Below are 22,653 nucleotides of genomic sequence, written 5' to 3'. Positions count from 1 at the left end.
AAGGGGTCCGCCGCTATTCACTTCGCATCAGCGGCGAGAGTTACCGAGGTGTTCTGACGGGCGGAGCCCCGCCGATACTCGACCGTCACGACCGAGCCCGGCGCGTACTTGCGGACCAACGCGGTCAGGTCCGTCGGCTCGGTCATCGGCCGTCCGTTGATCTTGAGGATCACGTCGCCGACCTTCAACCCGGCACCGTCCGCTGGGCCGGACGGCTCCACCTCGGCCAGCCGCAGGCCACCCCCGACGACCCCGGTCGGGCCGTCCGCCCGTGCGCCGATCACCGTACGGCGGGCCTTGCCGGTGCCGATGATGTCCTGGGTCACCCGCTTGGCCTGGTTGATCGGGATGGCGAAGGCGAGCCCGATGTTGCCCGCCTCCTGCCCCTCGGCGACGAGTGACTTGATGGTGGAGTTCACCCCGACCACCCGGCCCGCGCCGTCGACGAGTGGGCCGCCCGAGTTGCCGTGGTTGACGGCGGCGTCGGTCTGGATGGCGGCGTAGTAACGCACCGGGCCGCCCGGCTCGCCGGCCTGCATCGTCCGGTCCAGGGCGCTCACGATGCCGGCGGTCACCGTGTTGGCCAGCGACAACGGCGAACCGATGGCGAGCACGGGGTCGCCGACCGCCAGCGCGTCGGAGTCGCCGAACTCCACGGGTCGCAACCCGGGACGACTCACCTTGATCACGGCGATGTCCGACTCCGCGTCCTGCCCCACGATGGTCGCCGGCGCGGTGCTGCCGTCGTTGAAGACCACCGAGGCCTTGCCCGTGCCGCCGGCCACCACGTGGTCGTTCGTGATCACATGGCCGTCGGCGGTGGCGATGAACCCGGAGCCCTCGCTGGTCCCGCCGAGGCTGCTCACCCGTACGGTCACCACGCTGGGCAGGACCCGTTCGGCGACCCCGGCCAGCGACTCCGGTTTGCGCTGCGCCAGTGCCGGCACTTCGGCGGGCGCACCACCGAGAACCGCGGCACCGGCGCCGCCGCGTACCGCGAACGCGTAGCCCAGCGCACCGCCGAGGGTGCCGGCCAGGAGCGCGGTGATCACGGGAATGAGCAGCAGCTGGCGCAGCGTCGGCCGGCCCGGCGCATCAGGGTCGGTGACCGGCTCGGGCTCGGTGCCGGGGGCGACCATCCCGGGCACCACCACAGCTGTCGGTGCCGCCGGGTCGCGCCACGGATCGGCGAGGGCGTCGGACCACCAGGGCGACGCGTCGGCCGGGTTGGGCCCGCCCGCAGCCGGCCAGCCCGGTGCCGTTCCGACCGAGGACGCCGGCCCCGCAGGAGAGGCCGGCCAGCCCGAAGCCGGTCCAGCAGAGGACGCCGGCCCCACGGGAGCCGCCGGCCAGCCCGGTGCCGGCCCCACGGGAGCCGCCGGCCAGCCCGGTGCCGGCCCGCCAGCCGGCGAGGCGAAGGGCGCGCGGTCAGCCCCCGGCATGGTCGGCCCCACCGGCGGGGCTCCTGCCCCGGGCGGTCGCGCCGGATCCGGAGTCTCACCGCCCCGGCGCCAGTCCCAGCCGTCGGTCACGTCGGTGCCTCCCAGTCCGTCCCCGGATCCCGCGCCGCCTCGCCCGGCCACGGGCCGGTCTGACCGCGACTGACGGGATACCGCCTCCAGGATTGCACGGATGGACGCGGTGCAGTCAGCGGTTGCCCCGGTGATCGCTTCCGGCGGAGGCGCGGCTGCGCCCCACGACCGTCGCCTCTACGCTCACAGTGCCAACCCGCCCCCGCACCACGCACCGCCCCCGGAGGTGCCCCATCGCCACGGTCGCCGGTTCCGGCAGTTCGACGACGCACGCTCAGCAGTTCGCGGAGTCGTACGTCACCGAGGATCTCGTCCTGCGTACCGCCCGTAGCCTGGCCCGGGAAGTGGGCCTCGACGCGGTCACCCCCGGCGCGGGAGCGGCGTTGCGGCTGCTGGCCGCCGCCGGCAATGCCCGTGCGGTGGTGGAGATCGGCACCGGTACCGGGGTGAGCGGCGTCTGGTTGCTGCGCGGCATGCGTGCCGACGGCGTGCTCACCACGATCGACGTCGAGGTGGAGCACCAGCGGATCGCCCGGCGGATCTTCGCCGAGGCGGGCTTCGCGGCCGGGCGTACGCGGATCATCACCGGTCGCGCGCTGGACGTGCTGCCCCGGCTCGCCGACGGCGCGTACGACCTGGTCTTCGTGGACGCGGAGGCGACCGGCTTCCACGCCTGCGTGGAGGCGGCGCTGCGGCTGTTGCGGCCGGGGGGCGTGCTGGCGCTCAACGGCGTGCTGGCCAGCGACCGGATCGGCGACCCGGCCGCCCGGGACGCGGAGACGGTGACGGTCCGCGAGACGATCAAGGCGGTCCGGGAGTCGGAGCACTGGATCCCCGCGTTGCTTGCGGTCGGGCACGGGCTGCTCGCTGCGGTGAAGTGCTGACCGAGGCCGGTGCCGGGTCGAGCCGAGGCTCCGACCCCGCGCCCTAGTTGACGTCGGCGAGCCAACGCAGCAGCGACCGGACGCCCCAGCCGGTGGCGCCGCGGCTGACCTCGGCCTGGTCGCCGTCGGCCCAGGACGGGGCCGACATGTCCAGGTGCAGCCAGCGGTCGCGGAGCTCGCCGGTGAACTCGCGCAGGTAGAGCGCGGCCAGCACCGAGCCGGCGCCCTGTGCCGGTGCGCTGTACAGGTCGGCGATCTCGCTGCCGAGGTACTCGACGTAGTCGGTGTGCAGCGGCATCCGCCACGCCGACTCGCCGGCCGCCTCGACCGCCGCCAGCACGCCGGCAGCCAGTTCGTCGTTCTCGCTGTACAGGGCGGCGGTGCGCTTGCCCAGCGCCACCGAGTTCGCGCCGGTGAGCGTGGCCAGGTCGAGCAGCAGGTCCGGTTTGAGCTGCTGCACCGCGTACGCCAGCGCGTCGGCGAGGACCAGTCGACCCTCGGCGTCGGAGTTGGTCGTCTCGCTGGTCGTGCCGCCGTAGTGCCGGATGACGTCCCCGGGGCGGAACGCCGAGCCGCTGACCATGTTCTCGGCGAGCGGGGCCAACGTGGTGACCCGGACCGGCAGCCGCAGCGCGGCGGCGCCCAGAGTGGCGGCGACGACAGCGGCCGCGCCGGCCATGTCCTTGCGCATCAGCTTCATCGACGCGACCGGCTTGATCGAGATGCCGCCGGTGTCGAAGGTGATGCCCTTGCCGATCAGCACCACGTGGGTACGCGCGTTGGCGGGGTGCCAGTCCAGTTCGACGAGCCGGGGTCCGCTGGCGGAGCCACCGCCGACGGCGAGGATCCCGCCGAAGCCCTCGGTGGTCAGCTCGGCCGGTCCACGGACCCGCAACCGCAGATCCGGAAGATCGGCCGCGGCGGAGGCCACCTGGTCGGCGAACCACTGCGGGGTCTTCACCGAGGACGGGGTGTTGGTCAGGTCCCGGGCGAGATGGGTCATCGCGGCGGTGGTCCGGGCCGTGGCGACGCTGTCCTCGTACCGGGTCGGATCGGTGAGCAGCAGGTCGACGCCGGTGAGCGCCGGTCGGTCGCCGGCCTCGGTGAGCCGGAACCGGTACGCGGCGAGCAGCAGACCCTCGGCCAGTCCGCGCACGGCGGCCTGGGTCACCTCGGCCGGCAGTGCGATGGTGATATGCGTCTCAGCCGAGGCGGCGCGGGCCGTTGTCGCGCCGGCCGTCCGCCAGGCCGCCTCGTTCCCGTCACCGATGCCGAGCAGCACCAGCCGGCCGGGGGTACGCCCGGGGCGCAGCTGCGTGTGGATCTCACCGGCTCGACCCGTCAGTCGGGCCGCTGACGCCAGCGCGGCGGCCTCCTCGGCGGTGCCGTCCGGGGGTGCCACGGCGGTCGACAGGGGCGCGGCCGAGGTGTCACCGCCCGCCGTCGAGTCGGCGGGTCGGACAGGCAGGACGAGAGCGTCGAGCCGGTCCGGCTCGGCGATCAGACGGATGGCGAGCACGCGGAACCGTACCTCCAGGAAATGTCGCGGACCGGAAGCGAACCCACCTGCCCGCAGCGTTGAAGACCCTGAGCCACCGGCGATTCCGGTGGCTCAGGGTCCGAAGAACGGTCCGGGCGGCTCACGCCGCCCGGAGCACTCCTTACTCAGCCGGCCGCTGCCTTCAGTGCGTCACCGAGCGCGTTGGCCTCGTCGGGAGTCATCTCGACGACGAGCCGGCCACCGCCCTCCAGCGGGACCCGCATGACGATGCCCCGCCCCTCCTTGGTGACTTCCAGCGGACCGTCGCCCGTCCGCGGCTTCATCGCCGCCATGTTGTCTCCCCTCAGACCTACACCAGGGTCGGTGGGTTGCCCCACAGCCACTTCGTCACGACCACCCGCAACGGTCACGGGGGTGTCGACAAACGATTTTCCCTGATGAACACCGCCGGACCCAAACCGGAGCAGCATTGATGTAACAGCATCTAGCTTATCTTGAGAAGGCCTGTCACAATGTGCGGTCATGCAGGCACGGTCGGCACTCTTCGACCTGTACGGCGACCACCTCCGTCCCAGGGGTGGCCGGGCACCGGTTGCTGCCCTGGTCAAGCTGCTGGCGCCGCTGGGAATCGCGCCGCCGGCAGTTCGCACCGCCGTGTCCCGGATGGTGCGCCAGGGTTGGCTCGAGCCACTCCGGTTGGTCTCCGGGCCGGGATATTCGATCACACCGAAAGCCGCCCGGCGACTCGACGAGGCAGCCGCCCGGATCTACCGGACCGGCCGGGTCACCTGGGACGGCCGGTTCGATCTGCTGGTGTTGGAGGCCCCGGGCTCCCGACGTGACCGTCAGCGGCTCGCCGCCAACCTGAGCTTCCTCGGCTACGGGACGCTCGACGAGCAGACCTGGGTCGCCACCCGCCCCGCCGAGGATGTCGACCTGCTCCTCGCCGAGACGGGCATCCGGTTCGAGCGGTTCACCGCCTCGCACTTCTCCGGCACCCCCGGCGCGATGGGCGTGGTCCGACGAGCGTGGAACCTGACCGAGATCGGCCACGCGTACGAACGGTTCGTCGCCGACCAGCGCCCGCTGCTCGCCCAGATCACCGTGCGCAGCACCGACGAGGAGGCGTACGCGGCGCGGTTCCGCCTCGTGCACGCGTGGCGTACGTTCCTCTTCCAGGACCCGCAGCTGCCCCCGGCGCTGCTGCCCGAGCGGTGGCCTGGCACCGCCGCGGCCAGTTTCTTCGACCGGCACGCCGCCCGCCTGCGGCCGGCCGCCGACCGGTACGTCGAACAGTGCCTCGACGCCGGCAACCGCATCGTCCGACAGAAGGGTCGTTAGACACGTGACCGAGCCGCTGCTGGTCGACCGGACCGACTCCGTCGTCACCCTCACGCTGAACCGGCCGAACGCGATGAACGCGCTCGACGTGGCGCTCAAGGAGGCGCTGCGGGACACGCTGGCGCAGTTGGAGACCGACAGGTCCTGCCGGGCGGTCGTCCTGGCCGGGGCGGGCGGGTCGTTCAGCGCCGGCCAGGACCTGCGCGAGCACGTGTCGACGCTGGAGAACAGCTCCGCCGACCCGCTGGGCACCGTTCGGGCGCACTACAACCCGATCGCCGCCCGGCTCGCCAACCTGCCCAAGCCGGTGATCGCCGCCGTCCGTGGGATGGCCGCCGGGGCGGGCGCGTCGCTGGCGTTCCTGGCCGACATCCGCATCGGTGGTCCGACCACCAGTTTCCTGATGGCCTTCGCCAAGGTCGGTCTGGCCGCCGACACCGGCGCGTCCTGGACGCTGCCCCGACTGGTCGGCCACGCCAAGGCGGTGGAGCTGCTGATGCTGGCCGAGCCGGTCCGCGCCGAGGAGGCCTGCCGGCTGGGTCTGCTCAACCGGTTGACGGACGACGACGAGCAGGTGCTGCCCGTCGCCCAGGAACTGGCCGCCCGACTCGCCGCCGGCCCGACCGTCGCGTACGGGGCGATCAAGCGGCAACTCTCCATCGCCGATGCCGGCACTCTCGCCGACGCCCTCGCCGCCGAGGCGCAGGCCCAGTCGATCTGCGGTGCCACGGCCGACCACCGGGCGGCCACGCTCGCGTTCGTCGCCAAGCAGAAGCCGGTCTTCGAGGGACGCTGACCCGCCCCGCTAGTCGTCCTCTTCCGGGTCCTGGTTGGCCTGCTCGCCCAGCACGAACGCCTGCATGGCCAGCTCGTCACCGGCCGGCGAGACGAAGGCGGGCAGCTCCCGCGGCCCCAGCTCCTGCACGTAGGACCAGAACAGTCGGACCGCCTCGGCGGGCGTGCCGGCCTCGATCGGCAGGTCGAGGCTGACCAGCCAGGTGCGCCGCGCCGGGGGCGGGCCGAGCTGGTCGGTCAACGCCCGGAAGGCCGCCGGCTCCAGTGCGGTGAGCGGCCCGTCGAGGGTCAGCAGGTCGGCCGGCACCGGCTCGTCGAAGGCCCGTCGGGTGTACGCGACGACGAGCGTCCCCGGCTCGGTCGGTGACTGCGGGTCGTCCGGGTCCTCGCGGTGGCGTTGACCCGGCGCGGTGACCCGACCGAGGGCCACCAGCCGGGGCGGCGCGTCGACAAGCACGGCCACCTGGTCTCCCGGCCCCGGCCGGACGACGTCGGTCAGCCCGGTCAACTCCAGCGTGTCGTGGTGCACGAGCCGCTCGGCGTCGTACCGCTCGGCGGGCAGCAGCACGGCCCAGGTGCCCACCCCGTCGGCGTTGCCGGCCGCACCGGCCCGGTACGCGGTCTCGGTCGTCATGTCTGCCATCTCATCACGCCGCCGGTGCGACGGTGACGTGACAGCCGACGATGTGATCGTCGACCATTCCGGTGGCCTGCATCAGTGCGTACGCGGTGGTGGGGCCGACGAACCGGAAGCCGCGCTTCTTGAGGGCCTTGGCCATCGCCGTCGACTCCGGGGTGATCGGCGCGAGCTCGGCGAACGAGGCCGGGCGGGCCGGGCGGGGCTCCGGCGCGAAGGACCAGAGCAGCGCGGACAAGCCCTCGGGCAGCTCCAGGGCGGCGCGGGCGTTGGCGATCGCCGCCTCGATCTTGGCCCGGTTGCGGACGATGCCGGCGTCGGCGAGCAGCCGGGTCACGTCGGCGTCACCGTAGCCGGCGACGGTCGGGAGGTGGAACTCGTCGAAGGCCAGCCGGAACGCCGGACGCTTGCGCAGGATGGTCAGCCAGGACAACCCGGACTGGAACGCCTCCAGCGTCATCCGCTCGTAGAGCGCGTCGTCGCCGTGCAGCGGACGCCCCCACTCGGTGTCGTGGTAGACGGCGTAGTCGGGGGTGCTCGACCCCCAGGCGCAGCGAGCCAGCCCGTCCGCGCCGATCACCAGGTCAGTCACCTCGTACACGCTAGGGCATCGGTCCGACACCCCATTGCCACCGGCCGTCCGGCTGCCTATCGTGCTTGTTACCGACCGGTAGGTCGAGGCCACCCGACGGTGCGCCCCGACCGGTGACGGCGAGCGGAGGCCACGGTGAAGGAATTCCCGGACATCATCGCCTGGTCGATCCCGGCCTTCGTGCTGCTCATCGTGCTGGAACGGGTCTCCTACCTGCTGCACCGCGACGACGACGAGGTCGGTTACGGCGGCGCCGACACCGCCACCAGCGTGACGATGGGGCTGGGCAGCCTCGTCGCCGACCTGCTCTGGAAGGTGCCGATCGCCGCCGCGTACGCGCTGCTCTACGCACTCACCCCACTGCGGGTCGCCGAACTCTGGTGGACCTGGCCGCTGATCCTGCTCGCGCAGGACTTCTGCTACTACTGGTCGCACCGCAGCCACCACGTGATCCGCATCCTCTGGGCCTCCCACGTGGTGCACCACTCGTCGCAGCGGTTCAACCTCTCCACCGCACTGCGCCAGCCGTGGACCGGCCTCACCAGCTGGGTGTTCTACCTCCCGCTGATCGTGGCCGGCGTCCATCCGGCCGTGCTCGCGTTCTGCGGCTCGGTCAACCTGCTCTACCAGTTCTGGATCCACACCGAACGGATCGACAAGATGCCGCGCTGGTACGAGGCCGTGTTCAACACCCCGTCGCACCACCGGGTGCACCACGCGTCACAGGGCAGCTACCTGGACCGCAACTTCGGCGGCATCCTCATCGTCTGGGACCGGCTCTTCAGGTCGTTCGCGCCGGAACGGGAGCGCTGCGTGTACGGCCTGACCAAGAACGTCGGCAGCTACAACCCGGTCCGGGTGGCCTTCCACGAGTACGCCTCGATCGCCCGCGACCTGCGCGCCGCGGCGGGCTGGCGGCAGCGCGCCGGGTATCTCTTCCGGGCACCGGGCTGGCAACCGGCACCGCGCCGCACAGTCAGGGCAGCCGGCCCTGCTCGACCAGACGGGCAAACCTCTTCAGTGCCTGGGTGAGGCCGAGCTTGGAGCCGGGCCAGAGCACCGGCCAGGCCAGTCGACCGGCCCGCCCGCCCGGCAGGTGGAACCACTCGTGCCAGACGACCTGGGTGCGGTCCCGGCCCAGCTGGGTGCAGCGCAGCACCCCCGGGCCACGCAGCAGCTGGCCGTGGTGCACCACGCCGATCTCGTACGGCTCGTCGACCCGGATCACCCGCATCTCGTCGCGCAGCGTGGCCCGGCCGAGCGCGGTCACCGCCTCGATCCGGCTGCCCTCCCGCCCGTCGCCCTCGACCACCCGGACCCGGGTGAACGGGATCCAGTCCGACTGCCGTTCCCAGGCGAGCAGCGCGGCGAAGACCCGCTCCGCCGGGGCGTCCACGATCACCGTGGCGGTCACCTCGCCGGCGCCGGGCTGGGCCGCCTCCCGAAGATCGTCAGCGCCCGCCGGATCGGTCACGCCGACTCCGACCGAACCACCGCGTCGCGCTGCTCGGTGCCGTCGGCGGACGCGGCGGCGGTCTGCCCACGATCGGCCGACTCGTCGACGGCGGGCGCCACCCCGTCGGAGTCCGCCGCGGACGAGGTGGCGGCGGGCACCGGGCCGGGGGCCGTCGAGCCGACCGGGGCCGAGCCGGCCTCGTCGGTCAGCGGCCCGTCCTCACCCGGCTCGGCGGTCTCACCGGGCTGGGTGGCCTCGGTCGGCTCCGCCGCGTCGGCGGTCGCCACCTTGCTGGTGGACTGTTCGCGGGCCTGGCGCAGCGCGTCCGCGTCGTCGGTGCGTCCCTCACGCAACGCGATGACCTCCGACTCCAGTACGCCGATCAGCTCGGACTTGTAGCCGATGTCGTAGGCGGCACGGCGCATCGCCTGATCGACCTGGTCCATCCGGTACCCGCGCAGCCCGGTGTCGAAACGGACCGCCCCCACGTCGGATTCGCGTAACGGGCGGGTGCCGGGCAGCGCCACGGCCTGCGAATCCGGCTCGGCCGGCACCAGGCCGGGATCACGGCCGCTGACCAGCACCGTCACGCCGAAAATCACCGCCGCGACGGTCAACGCCACGACCAGGAGGAGCAGAAGCTGACCCATGTACTGATCGTGGCATGGCAGCCCGCCCGGAGCGACCCCGCCACCCGCCTCGATCACGATCGACGCCGACGCCCGCCCGGAATCGCGCACTGGCGACCGACTAGCGTCGGGACCGGCCGACGCGGCGGCGACGGCGCGAACTTCCAGGAGGCGGGCATGGCCGGGGCGCTACGGCTCGGTGGGCACACGTTCGCCCCCGGCGATCTGGTGGTGATGGCGATCATCAACCGCACGCCGGACTCCTTCTTCGATCGAGGGGCCACCTACGCCGCCGACAGCGCGCTCCGCGCCGTGGAGCGCGCGGTGGACGAGGGCGCGGCCATCATCGACATCGGCGGGGTCAAGGCCGGCCCCGGCGCGGAGGTTGGGGTCGCCGAGGAGATCCGGCGCACGGTGGACACCATCGCCGCCGTCCGGGCCGCGTTTCCGCAGGTGGTGATCTCCATCGACACCTGGCGTGCCGAGGTGGCGACGGAGGCCGTGGCGGCCGGCGCCGACCTGCTCAACGACACCTGGTCGGGTGCCGACCCGGCCCTGGTGCGGGTGGCCGCGCGGACCGGCGCCGGCCTGGTCTGTTCGCACGCCGGCGGCCTGACGCCGCGGACCAGGCCGCACCGGGCCGCCTTCACCGACGTGGTCGCCGACGTGGTCGCGACGGTGACCGGGCTCGCCGAGCGCGCGGTGGCGGCAGGGGTACGCCCCGACGGCATTCTCATCGACCCGGCGCACGACTTCGGCAAGAACACCCGGCACTCGTTGGAGATCACCCGCCGGCTGGACGAGCTGACCGGCACCGACTGGCCGGTGCTGGTGGCGCTCTCCAACAAGGACTTCATCGGCGAGACGTTGGGGCTGCCGGTGGCCGAACGGCTGGAGGGGACGCTCGCCGCGACGGCGGTCTCGGCCTGGCTGGGCGCCCGGGTCTTCCGTGCCCACCAGGTCGGCCCGACCCGCCGGGTGCTGGATATGGTGGCCTCGATCCGGGGCGACCGGCCGCCCACCGCGACCCGCCGAGGGCTCGCCTGACCGGTTGTCGCCGTAACCGACCTCGTTCGGCCGGTCGGGCCGACACGATCGCCGGAGGCCGGTGCGCTCAGGTCCAGCGGAGGATGTTCCTGCGCCAGGCGTAGAGGATGCCGAGCGCGAGCACCGCCACGAACACCGCCATCTCGACCACCGTCACCAGACCGAAGCCCGGCCGGTCGAAGACCACCGCCCAGGGGAAGAGGAACACCGCCTCGACCGCGAACAGCACGTACAGGTAGGCGTACACGTAGTAACGGATCTGCATCTGCGCCCAGTCGGCGCCGACCGGATCGAGCCCGCACTCGTAGCTGGCCCGCTTGCCCGGCGGGTCGGCCGGACGCGTCGGGCGTAACACCCGGTTGGCGGAGAACGCCGTAACGAAGAAGAGAACGCTGGCGAGCAACAGCAGCCCGAGCGTCGCGTACGAGCCCAGGTATCCGGTCACAGTCGGCAGCCTACCGCCCACCCCGGACGGGCTGCCCCCAACACGTTACGGATTTGTTTCCGGATGGGACTAGTGCACTGGGGCAACTTTTACCGAATATTGGACACCCACCCATGGCACCGGAGGACAGATGGCCCGCGTGAAGGCACCGCCCGGTAACCGGGCGGAGGGGCGGCGCCGCACGCCAGTGCTGGCGCTCGCGCTCGGCCTGTTCGCGGCGCTCGTCCTGGGACCGGCCGGCGCCAGTGCGGCCACACCGGACACCGAACCGGTACTCAGCTCGGCCGGCCCGGTCGACGAGCCGGGAGACGGGCCCCCGACCACGCCGGCGCAGGAGCCCACCCCGACCGAGGAGCCGGGCGGTGAACCGGGGCCGACCGAGCCGGCCCCGGAGACCACCGCGCCACCACCGGAGACGACGCCACCGGCACCGGTGACCACCGCCCCGGAGGTCCCGCCGGTGCCGACCACCGTCGCGCCCGCGCCGGGCGGCACCACCCGACCGCCCAGCCCGGCTCCCCCGGTGCCGCCGACACCTGCGGCCCCGCCAACGCCGCCGGCTCCCGCGACACCCCCGGCTCCGCCGGTCCACCCGTCCGCGCCGGTTTCGGCGGCACCACCGCAGAGCCCGCTGGGAGTGCAGGTCACCACCGGTGACGTCACTCTCGGCGAGGCGTACTGGAACGCGGCGCGCACGGCGGCCACCCTGCAGGTCACCGTGCGGAACACCGGCACCACCACGCAGCGGATCCGGCTCTCGTACACGCTGCCCGCCGGGCTGAGCGACGCCGGCACCAAGGGCTGCGCCGCCACCGGTGGTGGTGCGTACCGCTGCGGGGCCTGGACCGCGGAGGCGGGCGTCCGGTTCAGCACGGTGCTGCGCCTGCGGGTCGCCGGCACGGCGTGGAAGCAGATGCCGCTCAGCGGCTCCGTCCGGGTCGTCGCGGACGCGCCGGGAGTCGCCGGCGAGGCGACCGACGACCAGGGCTTCGCGGTGCTCTTCCCACCCGGTCCGCCGGTGCCCGGGATCGCGCTCGCCGCCGACGAGGTGGCCTTCGACATCAGCGGCAGCCCCGGCACCCTCGCGCTCCGGCTGGGCAACACCGGCGCGGTGGACGCCGCCGGCCGGGTCGAGGTCGTCCTGCCGGCCGGGGTGACGGTGCCGACCCCGCCGTCCGGCTGTGTGGCGGTCGACCCGTCGCGTACCCGCTGTGACGCCGGCATGGTGCTGGCCGGCACGACCGCCGAGGTGCGGCTGCCGGTGGAGGCGACACCGCAGGCCCAGCGGGAGGCTCCGTTGTCCGGTGCCGTGATCGGTCAACTCGATCCCCGCAGCGGCCCGACCCGTCGGGTGCAGATGAGCTTCCGGATCACCGCGGCGGCCGCCCTGGCCACGCCGGTGGTCTCCCCGCCCGCACCGACCGGCTCGCAGGGCGTCCTGCCGGCCGGCGCCGCGAGCGGAGACGGCGGGTTGACCTCGGTGCAGCGCACCGCTGTCATCCTGATCGTGGTCTCCACGCTGTTGGTGGTGCTGGCCCTCATGCTGGCCACGACCTCGCTGCGCCGCCGGTTCGGCGGCCCGCCGCCCGAGCCCGCCACCAACCCCGCCGACTGATCGACGGACGACCCCGGCCCCGCCCGGCCGGGGTCGTCGACGCGTCCGGGGGTGATCTGAATTACGGCGGGCGGGGCTTAATACCGCAAAGGTGGGCATTTTTCACGGCTGCCTGGTCCCAGTCGGCGGACCTCCAACGATAGTTAGGGCTCCCTTAGACGTAGGCTCTCAGGTGAGGAACGACAGCGGCCGGACCAGCCTGGGCGGTGCGGTGAAGCGTTGCGTCAAGGAGGTTCCGTGGCCGGGCAAGCCCCGCAGTCGCGAACGAAGGTGGCACAGTGACCAAGCAGATCCGTCAACTCGACCGGGTCGTCATCCGGTTCGCCGGCGACTCCGGCGACGGCATGCAGCTGACCGGCGACCGGTTCACCTCGGAGACGGCGCAGCTCGGCAACGACATCTCCACGCTGCCGAACTTCCCCGCCGAGATCCGGGCTCCCGCCGGGACCCTGCCGGGTGTGTCGAGCTTCCAGGTGCACTTCGCCGACTACGACATCCTCACGCCGGGTGACGCGCCCAACGTGCTGGTGGCGATGAACCCGGCGGCGCTCAAGGCCAACCTGGCCGACCTGCCGCGTGGCGCGGACATCATCGTCAACACCGACGAGTTCACCAAGCGCAACCTCGCCAAGGTCGGCTACCAGACCAGCCCGCTGGACGACGACTCGCTGGCCGGCTACGTGGTGCACCCGGTGGCGCTGACCTCGATGACGGTCGGCGCACTCGCCGCCCACCAGGTGTCCAAGAAGGACGCTGAGCGCTCGAAGAACATGTTCGCGCTCGGCCTGCTCTCGTGGATGTACTCCCGGCCCTTCGAGTCGACGCTGCGCTTCCTGGAGCGCAAGTTCGCGGCCCGTCCGGAGCTGGTCGCCGCGAACGTCGCCGCCTTCAAGGCCGGCTGGAACTTCGGCGAGACCACCGAGGACTTCGCGGTCCGCTACGAGGTCAAGCCGGCGAAGATGCAGCCGGGTACGTACCGCAACATCACCGGCAACGCGGCCCTCTCGCTGGGGCTGGTCGCCGCCGGCGTCCGCTCCGGGCTGCCGGTCTTCCTGGGCGCGTACCCGATCACGCCCGCGTCGGACATCCTGCACGAGCTGAGCAAGCACAAGCGCTTCGGTGTCCTCACCATGCAGGCCGAGGACGAGATCGCCGCGGTCGGCGCCGCACTGGGCGCCTCCTACGGCGGGTCGCTCGGCGTGACCACCACCAGCGGCCCCGGCGTGGCGCTCAAGAGCGAGACGATCTCGCTCGCGGTGGCGCTGGAGCTGCCGCTGGTGATCGTCGACGTGCAGCGCGCCGGCCCGTCGACCGGCATGCCGACCAAGACCGAGCAGGCCGACCTCAACATGGCGCTCTACGGTCGGCACGGCGAGGCGCCGATCGCGGTGATCGCGCCCCGCTCACCGTCGGACTGCTTCTTCGCGGCGCTGGAAGCGGCCCGGATCGCGCTCACCTACCGCACCCCGGTGATCCTGCTGTCCGACAACTACGTCGCCAACGGCTCCGAGCCCTGGCTGCTGCCCGACGTGGAGTCGCTGCCCGACCTGCGGGTCGAGTTCGCCACCGAGCCCAACGGCGAGGACGGCACCACCTTCCTGCCCTACCTGCGTGACCCGGAGACCCTGGCCCGGCCGTGGGCGATCCCCGGCACGGCGGGTCTGGAGCACCGGATCGGCGGCCTGGAGAAGGCCGACAAGACCGGGGACATCTCCTACGACCCGGCCAACCACGACTTCATGGTGCGCACCCGGGCCGCCCGGATCGAGACGATCGGAGTGCCGGACATCGAGGTGGAGGACCCGGACGGCGACGCGCGGGTGCTCGTCCTCGGCTGGGGCTCGACGTACGGGCCGATCGGCGCGGCGTGCCGCGGCGTACGCCAGCGCGGCCTCTCCATCGCCCAGGCGCACCTGCGGCACCTGGCACCGATGCCGGCCAACCTCGGCGAGGTGCTGCGCTCGTACGACAAGGTGGTCATCCCGGAGATGAACCTGGGCCAGCTCGCCCACGTCATCCGGGCCCGCTACCTGGTCGACGCGATCAGCTACAACCAGGTCCGCGGCCTTCCGTTCACGGCCGCCGAGCTGGAGACGACGCTGGAAGAGGTGCTGAAGAATGTCTGAGCCCGTCGCCGTCAAGCTCACCGCGAAGGACTTCAAGTCCGACCAGGAGGTGCGCTGGTGCCCCGGCTGCGGTGACTACGCGATCCTGGCGGCCATCCAGCAGTTCATGCCGGAGCTGAACATCCCCCGGGAACGCACCGTCTTCGTCTCCGGGATCGGCTGCTCGTCGCGCTTCCCGTACTACATGAACACGTACGGGATGCACTCGATCCACGGTCGGGCCCCGGCGATCGCGACCGGCCTGTCGGTGTCCCGGCCGGACCTGTCGGTCTGGGTGGTCACCGGCGACGGCGACGCGCTCTCCATCGGCGGCAACCACCTGATCCACGCGCTGCGGCGCAACGTCAACCTCAAGATCCTGCTGTTCAACAACCGGATCTACGGTCTGACCAAGGGCCAGTATTCTCCGACGTCCGAGGTCGGCAAGATCACCAAGTCCACCCCGGCCGGCTCGGCGGACGCTCCGTTCAACCCGCTCTCGCTCGCGCTCGGCGCGGAGGCCAGCTTCGTCGGCCGGACCATCGACTCCGACCGCAAGCACCTGCAGTCGGTGCTGCGGGCCGCCGCGGAACACGAGGGCTCGGCCTTCGTGGAGATCTACCAGAACTGCAACATCTTCAACGATGGGGCGTTCGACCAGTTGAAGGACCCGTCCACCCGGGACGACTACCTGATCCGACTGGAGCACGGGCAGCCGATCACCTTCGGCGCCGACGGGCGGTTCTGCGTGGTGCACCCGCCGGGCGGCTTCGGCCTGGAGGTTCGGGACACCAGTTCGGTGCGCCCGGAGGAGATCGTCGTGCACGACGCGACGGTGACCGACCCGGCGTACGCCTTCGCGCTGTCCCGGCTGCCCGGCCTGGACCTGCGCAACACCCCGATCGGGGTGTTCCGCTCGGTGGACCGGCCGTCCTACGACAGCGTGGTGCAGGGTCAGCTGGCGGCCGCCAAGGCGACTGTCACCGAGACCCCTGAGCAGCAGCTCGCCGGTCTGCTGGGCAGCGGCGACACCTGGACGATCGTCTGATCGCGCGACAATGGGAAGGGCCCGCAACCGGTTGGTTGCGGGCCCTTCCGTTTCGTTTACCGGTGGAACAACCGGATCAGAAGACCAGGTTGAAGCCGCCCCAGCCGGTGCCGACGACCTTGCCGCTCGCGTCGATCCACTGGCCGTAGCCGTTGGTCGTGTAGAGCCGCATGTCGCCCTTGCTGTTGACGCCCAGCATGTCCACCATGTTGTCGCCGCTCCAGTCGCCCGGAACGATGATGTTCTTGAAGCCGCCCCAGCCGCTGCCGATCTTGGTGCCCAGCGGGTTGGTCCAGCCGCCCTTGCTGTCGGACTGGTACAGCTTCAGGTCGCCGGTCGAGGTGCGACCGATCAGCACCTCACGCCCGTCGCCCTTCCAGGCCCCAGGGGTGAGGAACAGGTTGAAACCGTTCCAGCCGTTGCCGATCTTGGTGCCCAGCGGGTTCTCCCAGCCGCCCGCACCATTGCTGGTGTAGCGGATCAGGTCGCCGTTGGACTTGCGCACCAGCAGGCTCGGCCGGTTGTTGCCCAGCCAGTTGTTCGTCACCATGAGCGCGGTGAAGCCCTGCCACCCGGTGCCGATCTTCTTCGCACCGCCGACGAATTCACCCTTGCCGTCGGTGTCGTAGAGGAACAGATCGCCGTTGGGCTTCATCGCCATGATGGAGGGCTTCTTGTCGCCCTTCCAGTTGTAGACCCGGAAGACCCGGCTGTAGATGCCCCAGCCGTTGCCGATCTGCTTGCTCAGGTAGAAGCCGCCGAGACCGTCGTTGGCGAAGCCACTGCCCATGTACAGGCGGAGGTTGCCAGCGCCGTCACGGGTCAGCAGGTCCGAGTGACCATCGCCGGTCCAGTCCGCGTTGATCAGCGGCGGACGCGTCAGGTCCGCCTTGATCGTGTTGGCGTAGTAGCTCAGCCGCTCGTAGTAGCCGGCGTACGAGCCACACGGCCGGAAGCCCCAGTCGGTGATGCCGACCTGGACCCCGTTGACGAGCAGCGGACCACCCGAGTCACCCGAGCAGGTGTCACTGCTCGGCATGGAGGGCGTGCCCGAGCCCGCGCAGATCATCCGGTTGGCGTCGTAGAGCCCCGGCACGGCGCAGTCGGCGTTCGACCGCATCGCCACAGTGGCCTTACGCAGCCGGCTGTCGGGGAACTCGTCGTCCGACGAGGTGATGCCGAAGCCGGCGATCTGGGCCGAGGTGCCGGCCGCGTACGGCTTCTGGTCGCCCTGGGCGCTCAGCGACACCGGCTTGTACTCGCTGGGCAGGTTCTGCTTGAGCGTGAGAACCGAGACGTCGTCCAGGATCGGGGCGTCCGGGTCCTCGTACTGCTGGGCGATGTTCCAGCCCGGGTGGGTCCAGGTCGAGCCGACCTCGGCGACGAAGCCGCTGCCGCCGACGATCTGACCGTTGCTGTCGACCAGCCGGTCGTTGCCGGCGATGACCCGGGTGGTGCCGGGACCGTCGGCGGTGCAGTGCGCGGCCGTCAGCACCTTGTTGGGGGCGATGATCGTGCCGGTGCACCAGTACCAGTAGAAGACACCTTCGAACTGGAGCGTGGTGACGACACCGACGATGTACGGGAACTCCGAGGCGCTCGCGAGGTTACCCCCGAAGATCTTCGGAGTCGCGCCGGTGCCGGACTGGAACCGTCGGCCCTTGGCACCCGGCTCGGGAAGCACGAGCTTTCCCTTGTGGAGGTTGCGCAGCTTGCTCTCTTGGCCGGTGCGGGAGGCACCGGTCACCGCGTTGAACACGCCGTCCCCCGCGGGGGCGGCCTGAGCTGCCGTCGCGGGCACGAACGCCGCCACGCCGAGGAGAGCGAGGCTCGCCACGGCCCCGGCGGCCCATCGCCGTCGGGCTCCTGCGGATGTTGCCACTTCAGCCACTGATTGTTTCCCGTCGTTCGACTACGAGGCGCTCCGAGCTGCCGGGGATGGCCTGCGGGGGACGCGACGGGGTGAACGACGAAACACACCAGGGCGAATCCGCCCGTATTGAAGATTTTCCCCGTCGTGCCTGCGCCAACGACGCTGCGCCGACAAGTCCCGGCAGCGACACCCATTGACAGCTCTAAGCCGGGACACCGTAGCAAGGGTTCGGTCAGGAAGCTGCCCGGTAAGGCGTTTTCTCCATGATCCGAAACCGGACCGCGACGAAACCGATGGGGTCAGGGCAGCCACGACTCATCCGGACGGGTTGCGGCCCTCAGCCACCCGGTGCACAGAACTGGATGTCCCGGGCCGGAGGGTGGCCGTCCGGTGTGGACCGCCACCCTCCATCGCGACGAGGCGACCGACAGTCAGCGGGCGGCACCGGCCGGCGGCCAGAGATTGTCGATCTCCTTCTCGGCCTGCGCGAGGCTTGCCTCGTGCAGCGGGATCAGCTCGGCCATCGCCGGCACCGACGGCGCCAGGGTCAGCTCGGCACTGATGAAACGTGGCTGCAGGCCGGTCAGCGACAGGCCGTGCGGGAGCCACGGCTCCGCGTGGTCCCAGCCGTTGCGCGGGGCTCCCTCGCCGTATCCGCCACCTCGGGTGGCGAGCACCACGAACTCGCGGTCGCCGAGCAGGCCCTCCTGCGTCGTCGGGTCGTACGCCAGCCCGGGGACGATCAGGTGGTCGACCCAGGACTTGACGCTGCTGGGCGCGCCGTAGTTGTAGAGCGGCAGCCCGAGCAGCACCACGTCGGCCTGCTTCACCTCGTCGACCAACCGCTCGCTGAGCTCCCAGGACTCGCGCTGAGCCGGCGTGTGCTGGTCCGGCGGCATCATCCGCGCCAGCCCGCCGGCCGCGTCCAGGTGCGGCAGCGGGTCGGCGCCCAGATCCCGGTAGGCCACGGTGCCGCCCGGGTGGGCCGCCCGCCATGCGTCGACCGCGCGGGCGGTGAGCCGTCGACTGACGGACCAGTCACCTCGGATGCTCGAATCAATATGCAACAGATGCATTATTCCTCCTCTAGGAATCGTCTGCGAAGCACCAACTATTTATAGCAAGCCGATGTTCCGTCAGCTCGGTAGACTGGGTCACATGTCCGCCCAGCCGCTCGACTCCTCGGAGCACCGCTCGGGCGCCCTCCTGGACCACCTGGCCCGGCGGATACGACTGCGATCGGAGTCGGTGCTGGCACCGCTGGGGCTACGCCCCCGGCACCTGGTCGCGCTCACCGTGCTGCGAGCCGGCGGCGGCACCGGTCAACAGGCGCTCGCCGCCACCCTCGAGATGGACAGCACCAACATCGTCGGGCTGCTCAACGACCTCGAAGCGAAGCAGCTGATCGAGCGCCGGCGCTCCCCCGAGGACCGCCGTCGACACGTCGTCGAACTCACCGAAGATGGGGCGAAACGCCTCAGCGAGGCCGAATGCGCCCTGGCCGGCGCCGAGGACGAGGTGCTGGGCGCGCTGAATCCCGTCGAGCGGGAGACGCTCTACGAGTTGCTCAACCGGGCCGCCACCGGCACGGTCAACTGCGCCGAGGTGATCTGCGGCACCGACGACCCCCGCTGACGATCAGGCGGTCGTGGCCGACTGCGGGCGGTCGTCGCGGACGTGCACCAGCATGTCGCCGGTCTCGATCACCGCTCCGGCCCGGTCGGCCAGGGTGACCACCTTGCCCCGCCGCACCAGGGCGATCACCAACGAGTCCAGCTCACGCGGTGAACGGCCCACCTCGTCCCGCTCCGCGGAACGCATCGCCAGCGCCATGCCCTGGCCGGGGGTGAGCAGATCCTCCACCACGTCGATCAGCGGCGGCGCCGAGGTGGACAGGCCGAGCAGCCGGCCCGCCGTGGCCGAGGAGACGATCACGTGGTGCGCACCGCTCTGCTTGAGCAGCGGGGCGTTCTCCGCCTCCCGGGCCGCCGCGATGATCCGGACCTGCCCGGCGGTGAGCTGCCGTACCGTCAGCGCGACCAGCACCGACGCGTCGTCGCTGTCGGTCGCGATGATCACGGCCTTGGCGCTCTTGACGTGTGCCTCGTTCAGCACCGACGACCGGGTCGCCGAGCCCTCGATCGCCACCAGCCCGGCGGAGGTGGCCTGCCGCAGGGCGGCGGCGCTGCGCTCCACCACCACGATCCGCGAGCGGTCCAGACCGTTCTCCAGCAGGGCGGAGACCGCGCTGCGCCCCTTGGTGCCGTAGCCGCAGATGATGACGTGGTCCTTCACGGCTCTCCTCCACCGCGACAGGCGACGGCCGGTCCGGTACTGCTCGGTCAGAACTTCCAGGGTGGTACCGACCAGGATGATAAGGAAGATCACTCGGGCCGGGGTGATGAAGAGGACGTTGACCAGCCGGGCCGACGGCGCAGCGGGGGTGATGTCCCCGTAGCCGGTGGTCGAGAGCGACACCACCGCGTAGTAGAAGCAGTCCAGGAGGGTGAGGCCGTCCTCATTGACATCGCGGTAGCCGTCCCGGCCCAGGTATACCGCGGCGACCACGGCGAAGACCAGGCCCAGGGCGGCGGCGAGCCGGAGGCTCAGCGCGCTCAGCGGGCCCCGACGCTGCGCGGGAAAATGGATCACCGTCGAACCTGCTCCCCCGCCGCCGCCTGCACGCCCACAACATAGCGGGTACACCGCCGACCGCACGTCGGGGTCGCAGCGGACAACCTGCGGCCCGCCCGCACCCGACTACCGGACGACAACGACGACCCGGTGCAGGCCGGCAGACGGAGGGGGCGCGACCCTCGTGACGACGAGCGGCGGACGGCGAGCCGAGGCCGACGACGAATACACCGGGTACGTCCGGTCCCGGATGGTGAAGTGGCGACGCACCGCCTACCTGATGTCGCTGCTGCCCGCCGGCGGCACCCGGGCGCTCTTCCCGGCGGTCACGCTGGTGCCCGAGCCGGCCAACTGGCGCACCCACCTGGATCGGTGACGTGTCGGGCCCGCGCCGTCCGGCGGTGCGGGCCCGCACGGGCAACCGTCGGGTCCGGCAGCGGGCATGATGGGGGTGTTCCCGGACGACGACCGCGAGAGTGAGGCCCGCATGTCGTTACTGCGACGAGTGATCGGTGGGGTGTTGCGCCGCCACCGCCAGCGTCAGGGCCGCACGCTGCGCGAGGTGGCCGCGTCGGCCGACGTCTCGGTGCCCTACCTCTCAGAGGTCGAGCGGGGCCGGAAAGAGGCCTCGTCGGAGGTGCTGGCGGCGATCTGCCGAGCGCTCGGCATCAGCCTCGCCGACCTGCTCGGCGAGGCCCGCGACGACATGCGCCGAGTCGAGCCCCGCCTGCCGGCCGCGCCGCGCGCCGCGCTCACCCACCTGGAACGGGTCGATGCGACCCGGCGGGATATCGGCAACGCCACCCTGCTGGTGGGTCCCCGTGTCAGTGGGTTCGTCCTGCACCGCGAGCCAATGACGAGCGATCCGAGCCTCAGCGTTCCCGAAAAAGCGTCCGCTGGTGGCTTCCGCCCCGGTCCGCGTACCGCCGCCCTGGCTGACGACACACGGACCCGGCTCGGCCTGCGGCAGCTGACCGCCGCGTAGGCCGCGCGGGTTCTGCCGTCGGCGGATCTGCCGCCGGCAGAATCACTGGGTCGACCACCGCCGTCGTGCGCACGCTGAAGGGGCCGGTCCACCGGGCGGTCCCCACCGCCCGCCGGCACCGTGGGAGGCGGCGGCACATGATGAGGTACGGCGTACAGATGCTGGATGGTGGGCAACCGACCTTTGGTGATCACGTGTTCGAGCGGCTGCTGCGGGAGCGGATCGTCTTCCTCGGCACCGAGGTGACGGAGGAGTCGGCCAACCAGATCTGCGCGCAGATCCTGCTGCTCGCCGCCGAGGACGCCGACCGGGACATCTACCTCTACATCAACTCGCCGGGCGGTTCGGTGAGCGCGGGAATGGCGGTCTACGACACGATGCGCTACGTCCGCAACGACGTGGCGACGCTGGCGCTCGGGTTCGCCGGCTCGATGGGGCAGTTCCTGCTCTGCGCGGGCGCGGCCGGCAAGCGGTACGCGCTGCCGCACTCGCGGATCATGATGCACCAGCCGTCCGGTGGGATGGGCGGAACCGCCTCGGACATCACCATCCAGGCGGAGAACATGCTGCACGTGAAGCGGACGATGCAGGAGCTGATCGCCCAGCACAGTGGACGCACACTCGACGAGATCCAGCGCGACTGGGATCGGGACCGTTGGTTCACCGCCCAGCAGGCCCGGGAGTACGGCCTCATCGACCAGGTGATCACCCGAGCCGAACAACTGCCGACGCTCTGATCACCAGGACACGCCCCGGCAGGATTCGAACTGGGCCCGCGCCTGGCCACCCGGCCCGGCCCTGGAATCAGTTCGAGCCCGCCCGCCTCAGCCGGTACGATCGCGATCTTGTTCGTACTGCAGGGAGCCCATGAGATCCTCGTGCGGCCGCCCCGGCAACTCCCACGCTGAGAGTAGGTGTCGTCAATGGCATGCCGTATCGGTGAGATCGTGCTCAAGTGCCGCGACCTCGAGGTGCTGGCGCGGTTCTGGTCCGAGGTCCTGGACTTCGTCGAACTCGATCGCAAAGAGGGCGTCTACATCGAGATCGGCCCGCGCGAAGGGTTCGGCGGCCCCCAGCCGACGATCTTCCTCATCCGCAACGACGATCCGAAGAGCGGGCACGCCCGGCTGCACATCGACGTCAACCCCACCGACCGCGACCAGGCCGCCGAGCTTGAGCGCCTCCTGGCCGCCGGGGCCGTACCCGTCGACATCGGCCAGCCCGCCGATGCGTCCTGGCACGTTCTCGCCGATCCAGAAGGCAACGAGTTCTGCCTGCTCAGCAGCCGCCTCGACTCACTCTGACGGCGCTCGCCCACCCTGCGCGAGCCGGACTGCGACCTACCGACGCCCGCACACCTGTTTCCAGCGAGAACAGCATGCGAACGAGCAGGCCGGGTGACGTTTCGGCTGCTTGTCGAGGTGCCCCCGGCAGGATTCGAACCTGCGACACACGGTTTAGGAAACCGATGCTCTATCCCCTGAGCTACGGGGGCGCGAGTGGTCAGTGTAACGACCTGGGGGTGCACCTGGGG

Annotated in this window: 23 protein-coding genes, 1 tRNA gene and 1 pseudogene; 13 read left to right on the top strand and 12 right to left on the bottom strand. The window is 71.4% G+C overall.

What is annotated here, in order from left to right; translation table 11 throughout:
• Window positions 1-17: 17 nt before the first annotated feature.
• On the bottom strand, window positions 18-1,337 hold the full coding sequence (locus QCZ28_RS02645) for a trypsin-like peptidase domain-containing protein (RefSeq protein WP_279515037.1): 1,320 nt from the start codon (window positions 1,335-1,337) through the stop codon (window positions 18-20).
• Between the two features lie 428 nt (window positions 1,338-1,765).
• On the opposite strand from QCZ28_RS02645, the gene QCZ28_RS02640 reads away from it, so the two are divergent.
• Complete coding sequence (locus QCZ28_RS02640) at window positions 1,766-2,416, top strand: O-methyltransferase (protein ID WP_347815080.1); 651 nt, start codon at window positions 1,766-1,768, stop codon at window positions 2,414-2,416.
• Window positions 2,417-2,459: 43 nt separating this feature from the next.
• Here QCZ28_RS02640 and QCZ28_RS02635 read toward each other — a convergent pair whose 3' ends face one another.
• Both QCZ28_RS02635 and QCZ28_RS02630 read right to left on the bottom strand, forming a co-directional pair.
• Window positions 2,460-3,935, bottom strand: a complete 1,476-nt coding sequence (locus QCZ28_RS02635; RefSeq protein WP_279515035.1) for a leucyl aminopeptidase family protein — start codon at window positions 3,933-3,935, stop codon at window positions 2,460-2,462.
• Window positions 3,936-4,081: 146 nt separating this feature from the next.
• The gene (locus QCZ28_RS02630) at window positions 4,082-4,249 is read right to left on the bottom strand and encodes a DUF3117 domain-containing protein (RefSeq protein WP_007455245.1); all 168 of its coding nucleotides are present in this window, start codon (window positions 4,247-4,249) and stop codon (window positions 4,082-4,084) included.
• A 190-nt stretch (window positions 4,250-4,439) separates the two neighbouring features.
• Between QCZ28_RS02630 and QCZ28_RS02625 the strand changes: the two genes are divergently transcribed.
• Together QCZ28_RS02625 and QCZ28_RS02620 are read left to right on the top strand one after the other, a co-directional pair.
• On the top strand, window positions 4,440-5,258 hold the full coding sequence (locus QCZ28_RS02625) for a PaaX family transcriptional regulator C-terminal domain-containing protein (RefSeq protein ID WP_279515034.1): 819 nt from the start codon (window positions 4,440-4,442) through the stop codon (window positions 5,256-5,258).
• A gap of 4 nt (window positions 5,259-5,262) precedes the next feature.
• Window positions 5,263-6,054, top strand: coding sequence for an enoyl-CoA hydratase-related protein (locus tag QCZ28_RS02620; RefSeq protein WP_210866503.1), 792 nt, complete (start codon window positions 5,263-5,265; stop codon window positions 6,052-6,054).
• Between the two features lie 9 nt (window positions 6,055-6,063).
• Here the strand turns inward: QCZ28_RS02620 and QCZ28_RS02615 are convergent, their stop codons facing one another.
• Window positions 6,064-6,687: a hypothetical protein gene (locus QCZ28_RS02615; protein ID WP_279515033.1), complete on the bottom strand. Its 624-nt coding sequence runs from the start codon at window positions 6,685-6,687 to the stop codon at window positions 6,064-6,066.
• Between the two features lie 13 nt (window positions 6,688-6,700).
• Complete coding sequence (locus QCZ28_RS02610; RefSeq protein ID WP_279515032.1) at window positions 6,701-7,282, bottom strand: DNA-3-methyladenine glycosylase I; 582 nt, start codon at window positions 7,280-7,282, stop codon at window positions 6,701-6,703.
• A 135-nt stretch (window positions 7,283-7,417) separates the two neighbouring features.
• Here QCZ28_RS02610 and QCZ28_RS02605 point away from each other — a divergent pair, with 135 nt between their 5' ends.
• Entirely contained in the window at window positions 7,418-8,314 is an 897-nt protein-coding gene (locus tag QCZ28_RS02605) for a sterol desaturase family protein (protein WP_279515031.1), read from the top strand.
• Here the strand turns inward: QCZ28_RS02605 and QCZ28_RS02600 are convergent.
• Window positions 8,259-8,756: an SRPBCC family protein gene (locus QCZ28_RS02600; protein WP_210866504.1), complete on the bottom strand. Its 498-nt coding sequence runs from the start codon at window positions 8,754-8,756 to the stop codon at window positions 8,259-8,261. The two genes, QCZ28_RS02605 and QCZ28_RS02600, sit on opposite strands and share 56 nt — an antisense overlap.
• A complete protein-coding gene (locus QCZ28_RS02595) occupies window positions 8,753-9,388 on the bottom strand; it encodes a DivIVA domain-containing protein (RefSeq protein WP_279515030.1) in 636 nt (211 codons plus the stop codon). Before QCZ28_RS02595 ends, QCZ28_RS02600 begins: the two co-directional genes overlap by 4 nt.
• A gap of 156 nt (window positions 9,389-9,544) precedes the next feature.
• On the opposite strand from QCZ28_RS02595, the gene folP reads away from it, so the two are divergent.
• Window positions 9,545-10,414: a dihydropteroate synthase gene (folP, locus tag QCZ28_RS02590; RefSeq protein ID WP_279515029.1), complete on the top strand. Its 870-nt coding sequence runs from the start codon at window positions 9,545-9,547 to the stop codon at window positions 10,412-10,414.
• A gap of 67 nt (window positions 10,415-10,481) precedes the next feature.
• On the opposite strand, the gene ndhC is transcribed toward folP, so the two are convergent.
• Complete coding sequence (gene ndhC / locus QCZ28_RS02585; protein WP_030329256.1) at window positions 10,482-10,859, bottom strand: NADH-quinone oxidoreductase subunit A; 378 nt, start codon at window positions 10,857-10,859, stop codon at window positions 10,482-10,484.
• 130 nt (window positions 10,860-10,989) lie between these two features.
• Between ndhC and QCZ28_RS02580 the strand changes: the two genes are divergently transcribed.
• From QCZ28_RS02580 to QCZ28_RS02570, 3 genes are all read left to right on the top strand, one after another.
• The gene (locus QCZ28_RS02580; protein ID WP_279515028.1) at window positions 10,990-12,474 is read left to right on the top strand and encodes a hypothetical protein; all 1,485 of its coding nucleotides are present in this window, start codon (window positions 10,990-10,992) and stop codon (window positions 12,472-12,474) included.
• Window positions 12,475-12,752: 278 nt separating this feature from the next.
• Complete coding sequence (locus tag QCZ28_RS02575; RefSeq protein WP_279515027.1) at window positions 12,753-14,600, top strand: 2-oxoacid:acceptor oxidoreductase subunit alpha; 1,848 nt, start codon at window positions 12,753-12,755, stop codon at window positions 14,598-14,600.
• Window positions 14,593-15,627 (top strand): 2-oxoacid:ferredoxin oxidoreductase subunit beta, encoded by a 1,035-nt coding sequence (locus QCZ28_RS02570; RefSeq protein ID WP_030329260.1) that lies wholly within the window; start codon window positions 14,593-14,595, stop codon window positions 15,625-15,627. The genes QCZ28_RS02575 and QCZ28_RS02570 overlap by 8 nt, the downstream gene beginning before the upstream one ends.
• Window positions 15,628-15,703: 76 nt before the next feature.
• On the opposite strand, the gene QCZ28_RS02565 is transcribed toward QCZ28_RS02570, so the two are convergent.
• Together QCZ28_RS02565 and QCZ28_RS02560 are read right to left on the bottom strand one after the other, a co-directional pair.
• Entirely contained in the window at window positions 15,704-17,464 is a 1,761-nt protein-coding gene (locus tag QCZ28_RS02565) for a trypsin-like serine protease (protein ID WP_279515026.1), read from the bottom strand.
• 467 nt (window positions 17,465-17,931) lie between these two features.
• Window positions 17,932-18,576, bottom strand: a complete 645-nt coding sequence (locus QCZ28_RS02560) for an NAD(P)H-dependent oxidoreductase (protein WP_279515025.1) — start codon at window positions 18,574-18,576, stop codon at window positions 17,932-17,934.
• An 82-nt stretch (window positions 18,577-18,658) separates the two neighbouring features.
• On the opposite strand from QCZ28_RS02560, the gene QCZ28_RS02555 reads away from it, so the two are divergent.
• Entirely contained in the window at window positions 18,659-19,135 is a 477-nt protein-coding gene (locus QCZ28_RS02555) for a MarR family winged helix-turn-helix transcriptional regulator (RefSeq protein ID WP_156057341.1), read from the top strand.
• Window positions 19,136-19,138: 3 nt separating this feature from the next.
• Here the strand turns inward: QCZ28_RS02555 and QCZ28_RS02550 are convergent, their stop codons facing one another.
• Window positions 19,139-20,152, bottom strand: a complete 1,014-nt coding sequence (locus QCZ28_RS02550) for a potassium channel family protein (RefSeq protein WP_279515024.1) — start codon at window positions 20,150-20,152, stop codon at window positions 19,139-19,141.
• Window positions 20,153-20,318: 166 nt separating this feature from the next.
• Between QCZ28_RS02550 and QCZ28_RS02545 the strand changes: the two genes are divergently transcribed.
• The 4 genes and pseudogenes from QCZ28_RS02545 to QCZ28_RS02530 all read left to right on the top strand — a co-directional run bounded on the left by QCZ28_RS02545 (window position 20,319) and on the right by QCZ28_RS02530 (window position 22,423).
• Window positions 20,319-20,510: a hypothetical protein gene (locus QCZ28_RS02545; protein WP_279515023.1), complete on the top strand. Its 192-nt coding sequence runs from the start codon at window positions 20,319-20,321 to the stop codon at window positions 20,508-20,510.
• Between the two features lie 111 nt (window positions 20,511-20,621).
• Window positions 20,622-20,855: pseudogene (locus QCZ28_RS02540) on the top strand (helix-turn-helix transcriptional regulator); the annotation flags it as partial.
• A gap of 401 nt (window positions 20,856-21,256) precedes the next feature.
• On the top strand, window positions 21,257-21,856 hold the full coding sequence (locus QCZ28_RS02535; protein WP_279515292.1) for an ATP-dependent Clp protease proteolytic subunit: 600 nt from the start codon (window positions 21,257-21,259) through the stop codon (window positions 21,854-21,856).
• Window positions 21,857-22,042: 186 nt separating this feature from the next.
• The gene (locus QCZ28_RS02530; protein ID WP_279515022.1) at window positions 22,043-22,423 is read left to right on the top strand and encodes a VOC family protein; all 381 of its coding nucleotides are present in this window, start codon (window positions 22,043-22,045) and stop codon (window positions 22,421-22,423) included.
• Window positions 22,424-22,541: 118 nt separating this feature from the next.
• On the opposite strand, the gene QCZ28_RS02525 is transcribed toward QCZ28_RS02530, so the two are convergent.
• A tRNA-Arg gene (locus QCZ28_RS02525) sits at window positions 22,542-22,614 on the bottom strand.
• Between the last annotated feature and the right edge of the window lie 39 nt (window positions 22,615-22,653).

This window comes from Micromonospora sp. DH14 (assembly GCF_029809455.1).
Classification (GTDB): domain Bacteria; phylum Actinomycetota; class Actinomycetes; order Mycobacteriales; family Micromonosporaceae; genus Micromonospora; species Micromonospora parva.
The sequence above is the reverse complement of the archived record's forward strand: the minus strand, read 5'-3'. Positions and strand labels throughout refer to the sequence as shown.

Bases quoted from the DNA above. Each gene is read 5' to 3' on its own strand.
- QCZ28_RS02615 (WP_279515033.1), bottom strand. From the start codon at position 6,687: ATGACGACCGAGACCGCGTACCGGGCCGGTGCGGCCGGCAACGCCGAC.
- QCZ28_RS02535 (WP_279515292.1), top strand. From the start codon at position 21,257: ATGATGAGGTACGGCGTACAGATGCTGGATGGTGGGCAACCGACCTTT.
- QCZ28_RS02630 (WP_007455245.1), bottom strand. From the start codon at position 4,249: ATGGCGGCGATGAAGCCGCGGACGGGCGACGGTCCGCTGGAAGTCACC.
- QCZ28_RS02530 (WP_279515022.1), top strand. From the start codon at position 22,043: ATGGCATGCCGTATCGGTGAGATCGTGCTCAAGTGCCGCGACCTCGAG.
- QCZ28_RS02570 (WP_030329260.1), top strand. From the start codon at position 14,593: ATGTCTGAGCCCGTCGCCGTCAAGCTCACCGCGAAGGACTTCAAGTCC.
- folP (WP_279515029.1), top strand. From the start codon at position 9,545: ATGGCCGGGGCGCTACGGCTCGGTGGGCACACGTTCGCCCCCGGCGAT.
- QCZ28_RS02580 (WP_279515028.1), top strand. From the start codon at position 10,990: ATGGCCCGCGTGAAGGCACCGCCCGGTAACCGGGCGGAGGGGCGGCGC.
- QCZ28_RS02560 (WP_279515025.1), bottom strand. From the start codon at position 18,576: ATGCATCTGTTGCATATTGATTCGAGCATCCGAGGTGACTGGTCCGTC.
- QCZ28_RS02555 (WP_156057341.1), top strand. From the start codon at position 18,659: ATGTCCGCCCAGCCGCTCGACTCCTCGGAGCACCGCTCGGGCGCCCTC.
- QCZ28_RS02625 (WP_279515034.1), top strand. From the start codon at position 4,440: ATGCAGGCACGGTCGGCACTCTTCGACCTGTACGGCGACCACCTCCGT.
- QCZ28_RS02595 (WP_279515030.1), bottom strand. From the start codon at position 9,388: ATGGGTCAGCTTCTGCTCCTCCTGGTCGTGGCGTTGACCGTCGCGGCG.